Genomic DNA, 11,403 nt, shown 5'->3' with positions numbered 1-11,403 from the left:
TCTTTGTTGCACTTGACTTGACAATTAGGGCAAAAAATAGTTTTAATTATTAACCTAGGTTAGCCGTATTCTACTCCTAACCAATGAATGAGTCAATTATTTTGTCTCTGTTTAGTTATAAAAAAAGTGAAAGCCTAGGCCTCCACTTTTTATGATTAGTCTACGTTAACGTATTCTTTTGAAAGTTCAAGAACTTCTTCCATTGTTGAACATTCAGTAAGCGCACGGTTAGCATATTCTTCCATTTTAGCTGTGTCAAGTTTCTTCATCAAGCTACGTGTACGAAGAACAGATGTCGCTGACATTGAGAACTCATCCAAGCCCATTCCGACAAGAAGTGGAACAGCAGTTTGGTCACCGGCCATTTCACCACACATACCAGCCCATTTACCTTCAGCGTGAGCCGCTTTGATAACATTGTTAATCAAACGAAGGATTGATGGGTTATATGGTTGGTAAAGGTATGAAACTTGTTCGTTCATACGGTCAGCAGCCATAGTGTATTGGATAAGGTCGTTTGTACCAATTGAGAAGAAATCAACTTCTTTAGCAAATTGGTCAGCAAGCATAGCTGCAGCAGGGATTTCAATCATGATACCTACTTCGATATCGTCTGCAACGGCAACACCTTCAGCAACCAATTTAGCTTTTTCTTCTTCAAGAATACCTTTAGCAGTACGGAACTCAGTCAACAAAGCAACCATTGGGAACATGATACGCAATTTACCGTGAACAGATGCACGAAGCAAGGCACGCAATTGTGTACGGAACATTTGGTTACCAGTTTCAGAGATAGAAATACGCAAAGCACGGTAACCCAAGAATGGGTTCATTTCTTTAGGAAGATCGAAGTAAGGGAGTTCTTTATCCCCACCGATATCCATTGTACGAACGACAACAGGTTTACCGTTCATACCTTCAAGAACTGCTTTGTATGCTTCATATTGGTCATCTTCAGTTGGGAAGTCTTGAGAATCCATATACAAGAATTCCGTACGATAAAGACCAACTGCTTCTGCACCGTTATCATTTACACCTTCAACGTCTTTAGGTGTACCGATGTTAGCAGCCAATTCGAAATGTTTTCCATCAGCAGTAACTGTTTGAGCATCTTTAAGGAGAGCCCATTCAGCTTTTTGTTTAGCGTAAGCTTCACCAGCTGCTTTAAACTCAGCAATTTGCTCTTCAGTTGGGTTGATAACAACTTCACCAGTAATACCTGAAACCGCCAAAATGTCGCCATCTTTGACAAGTTCTGTGATGTTATTTGTACCAAGAACGGCTGCGATTTCAAGTGTACGAGCCATGATTGCAGAGTGACTTGTACGTCCACCGATATTAGTAACAAAAGCTTTTACGTACTTTTTGTTCAACTGAGCTGTATCAGATGGTGTCAAGTCATGAGCAACAACGATTGATTCTTCGTTGATTGTTGCTGGGTTAGGCAATTTTTTACCAAGCAAGTTAGCAAGCACACGTTTTGTAACGTCACGAATATCCGCTGCACGTTCTTGCATGTATGGGTTGTCTTCCATACCTTCAAAAATAGCGATAAACATGTCTGTTACTTCTGTCAAAGCAGCTTCAGCATTAACTTGTTTAGCACGGATAGTTTCTTTAATTTGACCAGTCATTTCTGGGTCAGCAAGAACCATCAAGTGAGCATCAAAAACGGCTGCCGCTTCTTCACCAAGGCTTTCAACTGCTTTTTCACGGATAACAGAAAGCTCGTCTTGTGACGCCGCTAGAGCAGCATCTAGACGAGCCTCTTCTGCACTTGTATCTTCAACTGTTACAGTTTCAAATGACAAGTCCGGTTGAACAAGCAGATATGCCTTAGCAACTGCAACACCATCAGATGCTGCGATTCCTTTAAGCATTTCTGTCATATTCTTATGCCAATCCTTCTTTTGTCATTGTTTCTGCGATTGCTACGATTGCGTCATCAGCATCAGCACCTTCTGCAGAGATAGTTACGTCAGCACCTTGACCAACACCAAGGCTCATAACACCCATGATAGATTTAAGGTTAACTGCTTTACCTTTGTAGTCAAGAGTGATATCTGAAGCAAATTTGCTAGCTGTTTGAACAAGCAAAGTAGCTGGACGTGCGTGGATACCTGTTTCTGCAACAATGTGGAAATCTTTAGAAGCCATAATGGATTCTCCTTCTTCATTTGGAATATTTGAGTTATCAATGATAACCCTTACAATTTAGAATTATAACATAGCTAATTGAGATTATCAAGGTTAAAACGTACTTTCTACAAGTTTTTCGAAAGCTTGTCTCTCATTTTACTGGTCATTTTCATTTTTCAAAACATAAGCAAATACTAGTCTCTAGTTATTTACAACATTTTCAGAAAATTTCTTTCATGGTGTTTTCAATCGTTAATTTTCATTTTCGAGCAAAAACAATCACATAATTGAAAGAATTTGATTGCTAAAGGCACTCGTTGAATAAGCTTGTTTCCCAAATGCTAAGTCAGCTGTAAAGATATCAGCTTTAAATGTCTTCTCAATAGCACTTGTAATCAGTTGAGCTGCCTCAGTCCAACCAATATAATCTAGAAGCATGCAGCCAGATAATAAAACTGAGCAAGGATTAGCCTTATCTTGATCTGCAATATCCGGAGCTGTTCCATGTGTTGCTTCAAAAATAGCATGGCCTGTTTGATAGTTAATGTTGGCTCCAGGGGAGATGCCGATACCACCAACTTGTGCAGCCAAGGCATCACTGGCATAATCACCATTCAAGTTGGTTAAGGCAACAACATCAAATTTTTCTGGATTTAAAAGAATCTGTTGGAGAAAGTTATCAGCGATTATATCATTAATCTCTAAACGACCAGCCAGCAATTCTTCTTTATAGTCTTCCTGAGCTACTTCATAACCCCATTTACGGAAGCCACCTTCTGTGAATTTTTGAATATTCCCTTTATGAACCAATGTCACTTTCTTTAGATTGTTCTTGAGAGCATAGTCGATAGCAGAGCGAATGAGACGTTTACTTCCTTCTATTGAAATTGGCTTAATTCCGATACTACTTGACTCTGGGAAGCGAATTTTATTAACATTCATTTCTGTCTGGAGAAACTCAATCACGCGCTTGACATCTGCCGTTCCTGCTTCCCATTCAATCCCAGCATAAATATCTTCGGTATTTTCACGGAAGATAGTAATATTTGTTTTTTCTGGTTCCTTAAGTGGACTTGCTACTCCGTCAAAGTAACGAACAGGTCTAACACAAGCGTAGAGATCAAGTTCTTGACGTAATGCTACATTTAATGAACGGATACCACCACCTACTGGCGTCTCAAGCGGTCCCTTAATAGCTACTAAACTTTCTCGAATAGCTTCCAAAGTTTCTTTCGGCAACCATTCACCTGTTTTGTCATAAGCCTTCTTACCGGCTAGAAGCTCTTGCCATTCAATATGACGCTTTCCTTCATAGGCTACTTCTACTGCTTTATCAAAGATTGCTTGGGCATTCTTCCAGATATCATGTCCAACACCATCGCCTTCAATAAAAGGGATAATTGGACGATCAGAAACTTGAAGCTGTCCATTTTTCATTACGATTTTTTCTGCCATATAGCTTTCCTCCCTAGCGTTTTTCTAAAGGAATATACGTCATATTTTCTTGTCCGATGTATTGTGAGCGTGGACGAATCAATTTGTTATTTTTTTGTTGCTCTTGAATATGAGCAATCCAGCCGGCAACACGACTCATAGCAAAGATAAGTGTGAAGATATCGCTGTCAATTCCTAGAGTATGATATACAGTGGCTGAATAGAAGTCCACATTGGGAATCAATCCCTTCTTTTCTTTCATGAATTCTTCAATTTCTTGAGACATGTTAAAGAATTCTTCATTCTCAGTACCCTCTGTCAACTTTTTAGCCATATCTCTTAAGAAAATTTCACGAGGGTCCTGTTTCTTGTATACACGGTGTCCAAATCCCATGATTTTCTCTTTAGAGTCAAGTTTTTCCTGCAAGTAAGCATTAACATCACCAGATTCACGGATTTCTTTAAGCATATCAAAGACGCGTTCATTAGCTCCACCATGCAAGGGACCTTTTAGAGCACCAATAGCTGTTGTGACACAAGAATAGATATCTGTCAGAGTCGAGGCACAAACACGCGCTGCAAAAGTTGAGGCATTCAACTCATGATCAGCATGAAGAATTAAAGCCTTATTCATAGCTTCAATTTCAATTTCAGAAGGTTCAACACCATTCAGCATGTAGAGAAAATTAGCCGCAAAACCTAAATCTTCTCTTGGTTTGAGGGGCATTTTACCAGTACGTAAGCGTGCAAAAGTCGTAATAATTGTAGGCAATTTAGCCATCAATTCAATACTTTGCTGATAAATTGCCTCCATGGATCTTTCCTCGGCGTCCACATTGTAAACCCCAAGAAGGGAGACTGTTGAACGTAAAACACTCATTGGGTGCAAATGGGGACGAGATTGGATAAGAATGCATTGCTCAACAGCATCAGAAATATCATAGTTCTTACGCAACTCAGCTTCAAAATACTTGAGTTCCATTTGCGTAGGAAGATGACCATTCCACAAGAGATAAATCACTTCCTCAAAAGACGCTTTATTATCCATAAACTCGGAAATATCATATCCCGAATACGATAAATGATCATCAATAATAGATGAAATCCTAGTATTACAGGCAATCATGTCCTTAAGTCCATTAATTTCAACTGTTGTCATATTAGGCTCCCTTCAATTTTTTTCTTACAACCATTGGCAAGATACCACCATTTTTATAGTAGCGAATATCAGCATCTGCATCAAAGCGTACCAAAGCTTTAAAAGTTTTGGTTTGTTCAGGTGTTGAAGCTGTAACGGTGATAACATCATGGACACCTGGATTTTCTGAAAGGTCAAAGCTAAAGGTCTCATGTCCTGTCAATCCAAGACTTTCAGCATTTTCTCCTTCCATAAATTGGACTGGTAAAATCCCCATCATAACGAGATTTGAACGGTGAATACGCTCAAAACTCTCAGCAAGCACTACTTTTACACCAAGAAGATTAGCACCTTTAGCCGCCCAGTCACGACTTGAGCCCATACCATAATCCTTACCGGCAATTACAAGCGTATCTTGATTAGCTTCTTTATATTTCATAGCAGCATCGTATATAGGTAGAATGTCACCATCATATTTAGTATATCCACCAATTTTTCCATCTGCTAACTCATTCTTGATACGAATATTAGCAAAGGTTCCTCGCATCATGACTTCGTGATTTCCACGACGGCTACCATAAGAATTGAATTCTTGATAATCAACACCATTCTCAGTCAAATAACGAGCTGCTGGACTATTTCTGGCAATATTGCCTGCTGGAGAAATATGGTCTGTTGTTACCGTATCTCCGAATTTAGCCAAAACCTTCAAATCTTTCAATGGTTCAATGCTCAAATCATCTCCTAAAGCATCAAAATAAGGTGGGTTTTGAATATAGGTAGAGTTTTGATTCCATTTATAATTTTGACTTTGTTCAGTAGGAATGGCATTCCACTTCTCGCTATCAGAAAAGACATTAGCATATTCATCTTGGAAAAGTTGACGAGTGACGTATTTATCAACATAAGTCTCAATTTCTTCACGAGATGGCATAACATCCTCTAAATAAACAGCTTGACCATTGTCGTCAAAACCTAAAGGTTCAGTTGTCAAATCAATATTCGTGTTACCAGCTAAGGCATAAGCAACAACCAATGGTGGGCTAGCCAAGAAATTCGCTTTAACAAGTGGATTAATACGCCCTTCAAAATTACGATTTCCTGACAAAACAGCACTCGCTAATAAATCAGTGTCTACAATAGCCTTAGCCACCTCAGGACGTAAGTCTCCTGAGTTCCCAATACAGGTTGTGCAACCGTAACCTACCAAGTTAAAGCCAAGCTTATCTAGATAGGTTTGCAAGCCTGAAGCTTTGAGATAACCAGTAACAACCTTAGAACCTGGTGCCAAAGATGTCTTCACTGTTGGAGATACTTTTAATCCTTTCTCAACCGCTTTTTTAGCTAAAAGACCGGCTGCCATAAGAACGTAAGGATTTGAAGTATTGGTACATGATGTGATAGCTGCAATGGCCACATGACCTGTTTGAATTGTTTCTGAATGATCCTCAAAGTCAACGTTTGCAGTTTTTGCTAGCTCTTCCTTATCCAAACCAAAACCACGGACACCAGCTTCTCGTACCACTGCATCTTGAAATTCTTGCTTAGCATCTGATAAGAGAATCAAATCCTGTGGACGTTTAGGACCTGAGATAGAAGGTTTAATGGATGACAAATCAATTTCAACAATCTTAGTATACTTGGCTTCTTTACTTGGATCATAGAAAAGATGATTGGCTTTTGTATAGGCTTCAGTGACTTGGATGTGTTCCTCATCACGGTTAGTTAAACGCATGTAGTTAAGAGTCTCGTCATCAATAGGAAAATAACCACAGGTCGCTCCATATTCTGGTGCCATATTAGCGACTGTAGCACGGTCAGCTAGAGACAAACTCTTCAAGCCAGGTCCAAAGTACTCAACAAATTTACCAACCACATTTTCAGAACGAAGTACCTGAGTAATCTTGAGAGCCAAATCTGTTGCTGTAGCAATTTTAGGCAACTCTCCCGTCAGATGTACACCAATGACCTCTGGAATTGGGAAATAAGATGCTTCACCGAGCATAGCTGCTTCAGCTTCAATACCGCCAACACCCCAACCAAGAACGCCAATACCATTAATCATAGTTGTATGACTATCAGTACCAAACATAGAGTCAGGATATAGGAGCCCATCATTTTCAATAATAACATCACTCAAAAATTCAATATTAACCTGATGAATAATCCCTGTAGCTGGTGGAACAGCACGGTAATTTTCAAAAGACTGTTCGGCCCACTTTAGAAATTCATAGCGCTCGTTATTACGTTTAAACTCTAGATTAATGTTATCTTCAAGAGCAGTATCACATCCGTATGAATCCACTTGGACAGAGTGGTCAATAACCAAATCCACTGGAATCTCAGGGTTAATAAATTCGGCTTTACCACCATTAGCCACTATAGCATCACGCATTGAAGCTAAATCAACAACAACAGGAACTCCTGTAAAATCTTGTAAGATAACACGACTTGGTTTAAAAGGCACTTCGGAAACTGTCGGAAAATTCGGAAATTTCATCAGGTCAGAAATGTGAGATTCCTTAACATCGACGCCATCTTTTTTTCGGAGGAGACTTTCAAGTAGTATTCGAATGGTATAAGGTAGTTCTCCGACCTTAACATCATGAGATTTTGCTGCTTTTTCGAGATCATAGAAAGAGAATGTCTTACCATTTACAGTTAGATTTGAACAGTATTCTTGCATACTTGAACCTCCATTAGTTAAAAATTTTCTTTATTCTACACTGTTTTTTTTGAAAAAACAAATAGAATTGGCATTTTGATGTTATATTATATAACATGCATAGTTAGATATTTCTTTTTTCATCATTTCCATATACAAATCCTATTTAATTTAGGAAACTTAAAAAAGCCTTTAAAACACAAGATATAGGGTTGTGTTTCAATACTAAACACAAAATATTGTATTTCCTTGAGATATTTAGCTTGATTTTTCCCAATATTTTGGGTATTCTATTAGAGTCGAAAAAGTGGCTCTTGGCCACTTAAAATCTTTTTATAAAGGAGTATTTGCAATGGCAAAGATTACATTGTTTTCTAAAAACAACTGCATGCAGTGCAAAATGACTAAAAAATTCTTGGAAAAGGAAGGTGCTGATTTCGAAGAAATCAACATTGATGAACAGCCAGAAAAAATCGATTACGTTAAAAGCCTCGGTTTCACTGCTGCTCCAGTTATTGAAGCCGGCGATATCATCTTTTCAGGTTTTCAACCGGCTAAACTTAAAGAAATCCTTTAATTATCAAGTTTTTATATAGAAAGGAACTTGTTTGCTTAGTTTAATGTTTCAACCTTAATATACTATTAAACTGAGCCTGGTATCTGTATTATGTCTTTAAAAAATCTTGGCGATGTCTCATACTTCCGCCTCAATAACGAAATTAACCGTCCTGTTAACGGTCAAATTCCTTTGCATAAGGACAAAGAAGCGCTTCGTGCCTTCTTCCTTGAAAACGTTAAGCCAAATTCAATGGCATTCAACAGCATCACAGATAAAATTAATTATTTGATTGAGAACGATTATATTGAGTCTGAATTCATCGGTAAATACGAACCTGCTTTCATCGAAAAATTGTCTGCAGAAATTCATTCTCAAAAATTCCGCTTCCAATCTTTCATGGCAGCCTACAAGTTCTACCAACAATATGCCCTCAAAACAAACGATGGCGAGTCTTACCTCGAAAGTATTGAAGATCGTGTTCTATTCAACGCCCTTTACTTTGCTGATGGTGATGAAAACCTAGCTAGTGACCTTGCCAACGAAATGATTCACCAACGTTACCAACCTGCTACTCCTTCATTTTTAAATGCTGGACGTAGTCGTCGTGGTGAACTCGTGTCATGTTTCCTTATTCAAGTAACAGATGACATGAATTCTATCGGACGTTCTATCAACTCTGCCCTCCAGTTATCACGTATTGGTGGTGGGGTAGGTATTAGCCTGTCTAACCTTCGTGAAGCTGGTGCTCCTATCAAAGGATATGCTGGGGCAGCCTCTGGTGTCGTGCCTGTTATGAAGCTTTTTGAAGATAGCTTCTCTTACTCAAATCAACTTGGTCAACGTCAAGGTGCTGGTGTTGTTTATTTGGATGTTTTCCACCCAGACATCCTTGCCTTCCTTTCTACTAAGAAAGAGAATGCTGATGAGAAGGTGCGTGTTAAGACACTGTCACTTGGTGTTACAGTTCCAGATAAATTCTACGAGTTGGCACGTAATAATGAAGATATGTACCTCTTCAGCCCTTACTCAGTCGAAAAAGAGTACGGTAAACCATATAACTACATTGATATTACAGCTATGTACGATGAGTTGGTTGCCAATCCAAATATCACAAAAACCAAGATTAATGCCCGTGAGCTAGAAACTGAAATTTCTAAACTCCAACAAGAATCAGGTTATCCATATATCGTCAATGTTGATACAGCCAATCGACACAATCCAATCGATGGTAAGATTATCATGTCCAACCTCTGTTCTGAAATTCTTCAAGTTCAAACACCAAGTGAACTTAACGATGCACAAGAGTTTGTTAAACTCGGTACAGACATTTCATGTAACCTTGGATCAACTAATATCCTTAACATGATGACTTCACCTGACTTTGGTCGTTCGATTAGAGCAATGACACGTGCGCTTACCTTTGTTACAGATAGCTCAAGTATTGATGCTGTACCATCTATCAAAAATGGTAACCAACAAGCTCATACCTTTGGTTTGGGAGCTATGGGGCTTCACTCTTACCTCGCTAAACACCATATCGAGTATGGTAGCCCTGAATCTGTTGAATTCACTAATATCTACTTCATGCTAATGAACTACTGGACTTTAGTTGAATCTAACAACATTGCCCGTGAACGTCAAGAAACCTTTGTCGGTTTTGAAAAATCAAAATATGCTGATGGTTCTTACTTTGACAAATACGTTACAGGCCAATACGTTCCTAAATCTGACCGTATCAAAGAACTTTTCGATGGCCACTTCATCCCTCAAGCCAAAGATTGGGAAGAACTACGTGAACTCGTTAAGAAAGATGGACTCTACCACCAAAACCGTTTGGCTGTTGCGCCAAATGGCTCAATCTCTTACATTAACGACTGTTCGGCTTCTATCCATCCAATCACACAACGTATTGAAGAACGACAAGAAAAGAAAATCGGAAAAATCTACTATCCAGCCAACGGTCTTTCAACAGACACAATTCCTTTCTACACTTCAGCCTACGACATGGACATGCGTAAAGTTATCGACGTTTATGCCGCTGCAACTGAACACGTTGATCAAGGTTTGTCATTAACCCTATTCTTGCGTAGTGAGTTACCAAAAGAAATTTACGAATGGAAAACAGAAAATAAACAAACGACTCGTGACCTTTCTATCCTTCGTAACTACGCCTTTAACAAGGGAATTAAATCAATCTACTACATCCGTACTTATACAGATGACGGTGAAGAGGTTGGTTCTAACCAATGTGAAAGCTGTGTCATCTAAGATAGTGATTTAACGATAACAACTTCACTAGTCTTATCTACAAAATGCATTAAAAGGTCGGTTCGCCGACTTTTTTAATAGATCAACTCAAAAAACTATATCATGATTTTGAATTATGATAAAATAGTAACGATATCAATAAAGAAAGAGGTTTCTAATGGAAACTTACTACAAAGCCATTAACTGGAATGAAATCGAAGATGCGATTGATAAATCTACCTGGGAAAAATTGACCGAACAATTTTGGCTAGATACACGTATCCCACTTTCAAATGACCTTGATGACTGGCGTAAACTTTCAGCTGAAGAAAAGGATTTGGTTGGAAAAGTTTTCGGTGGTTTAACCTTGCTAGATACCATGCAATCTCAAACTGGTGTTGAAGCCATTCGTGCAGACGTCCGTACACCTCATGAAGAAGCTGTATTGAACAACATTCAGTTCATGGAATCTGTTCACGCCAAATCTTACTCTTCAATCTTCTCAACTTTGAATACTAAATCTGAAATTGAAGAAATTTTCGAGTGGACTAACAGTAACGAATACCTACAAACCAAGGCGAAAATCATTAACGATATCTATGAAAATGGAACGCCTCTTCAGAAAAAGGTTGCTTCAACATATCTTGAAACTTTCCTTTTCTACTCAGGGTTCTTCACTCCACTCTATTATCTTGGTAATAACAAGCTGGCTAACGTCGCTGAAATCATCAAACTCATTATCCGTGACGAATCTGTTCACGGAACCTACATTGGTTATAAATTCCAACTAGGATTTAACGAGTTGCCTGAAGAAGAGCAAGAAACTTTCCGTGAATGGATGTATGATCTCCTCTATCAATTGTATGAAAATGAAGAGCTCTACACTAAATCGCTTTATGACGGTGTTGGATGGACCGAGGAAGTCATGACTTTCCTTCGTTACAACGCCAACAAGGCTCTCATGAACTTGGGACAAGATCCACTCTTCCCAGACAGTGCAAACGATGTTAACCCAATCGTTATGAATGGTATTTCTACAGGAACATCTAACCACGACTTCTTCTCTCAAGTTGGTAATGGTTACCTTCTAGGTACTGTTGAAGCCATGCAAGATGATGATTATAACTACGGACTATAAGAAAAAACTAGCTGAGCTAGTTTTTTTATTGTGTTCAATACTATATTCGAAAAACAAATCATAACCACCCGTCTAACGGGTGG

At 38.7% G+C, this 11,403-nt stretch carries 8 protein-coding genes; 3 read left to right on the top strand and 5 right to left on the bottom strand.

What is annotated here, in order from left to right:
- Positions 1-155: 155 nt before the first annotated feature.
- The 5 genes from ptsP to acnA form a co-directional block, all read right to left on the bottom strand.
- Positions 156-1,889 carry a phosphoenolpyruvate--protein phosphotransferase gene (gene ptsP, locus HMPREF2571_RS03300; RefSeq protein ID WP_002884022.1) on the bottom strand — a complete coding sequence of 578 codons (1,734 nt, stop codon included), beginning with the start codon at positions 1,887-1,889 and terminating at the stop codon, positions 156-158.
- Between the two features lie 4 nt (positions 1,890-1,893).
- Complete coding sequence (locus tag HMPREF2571_RS03295; protein ID WP_045772118.1) at positions 1,894-2,157, bottom strand: phosphocarrier protein HPr; 264 nt, start codon at positions 2,155-2,157, stop codon at positions 1,894-1,896.
- 261 nt (positions 2,158-2,418) lie between these two features.
- Entirely contained in the window at positions 2,419-3,594 is a 1,176-nt protein-coding gene (icd, locus tag HMPREF2571_RS03290; RefSeq protein ID WP_045768878.1) for an NADP-dependent isocitrate dehydrogenase, read from the bottom strand.
- A 13-nt stretch (positions 3,595-3,607) separates the two neighbouring features.
- Positions 3,608-4,732: a citrate synthase gene (locus HMPREF2571_RS03285; protein WP_002884029.1), complete on the bottom strand. Its 1,125-nt coding sequence runs from the start codon at positions 4,730-4,732 to the stop codon at positions 3,608-3,610.
- Between the two features lies 1 nt (position 4,733).
- Positions 4,734-7,397 (bottom strand): aconitate hydratase AcnA, encoded by a 2,664-nt coding sequence (gene acnA, locus HMPREF2571_RS03280; RefSeq protein ID WP_004182713.1) that lies wholly within the window; start codon positions 7,395-7,397, stop codon positions 4,734-4,736.
- A 331-nt stretch (positions 7,398-7,728) separates the two neighbouring features.
- Here acnA and nrdH point away from each other — a divergent pair, with 331 nt between their 5' ends.
- From nrdH to nrdF, 3 genes are all read left to right on the top strand, one after another.
- Positions 7,729-7,953: a glutaredoxin-like protein NrdH gene (nrdH, locus tag HMPREF2571_RS03275; RefSeq protein WP_045768879.1), complete on the top strand. Its 225-nt coding sequence runs from the start codon at positions 7,729-7,731 to the stop codon at positions 7,951-7,953.
- 90 nt (positions 7,954-8,043) lie between these two features.
- Complete coding sequence (gene nrdE / locus HMPREF2571_RS03270) at positions 8,044-10,203, top strand: class 1b ribonucleoside-diphosphate reductase subunit alpha (RefSeq protein ID WP_013990782.1); 2,160 nt, start codon at positions 8,044-8,046, stop codon at positions 10,201-10,203.
- 157 nt (positions 10,204-10,360) lie between these two features.
- Positions 10,361-11,320 (top strand): class 1b ribonucleoside-diphosphate reductase subunit beta, encoded by a 960-nt coding sequence (nrdF, locus tag HMPREF2571_RS03265; RefSeq protein ID WP_013990783.1) that lies wholly within the window; start codon positions 10,361-10,363, stop codon positions 11,318-11,320.
- Positions 11,321-11,403: the final 83 nt, after the last annotated feature.

Origin of the sequence: Streptococcus sp. HMSC068F04, from assembly GCF_001837455.1 — a bacterium.
GTDB lineage: Bacteria > Bacillota > Bacilli > Lactobacillales > Streptococcaceae > Streptococcus > Streptococcus salivarius_D.
This window is presented reverse-complemented; position numbering and strand designations above follow the sequence as displayed.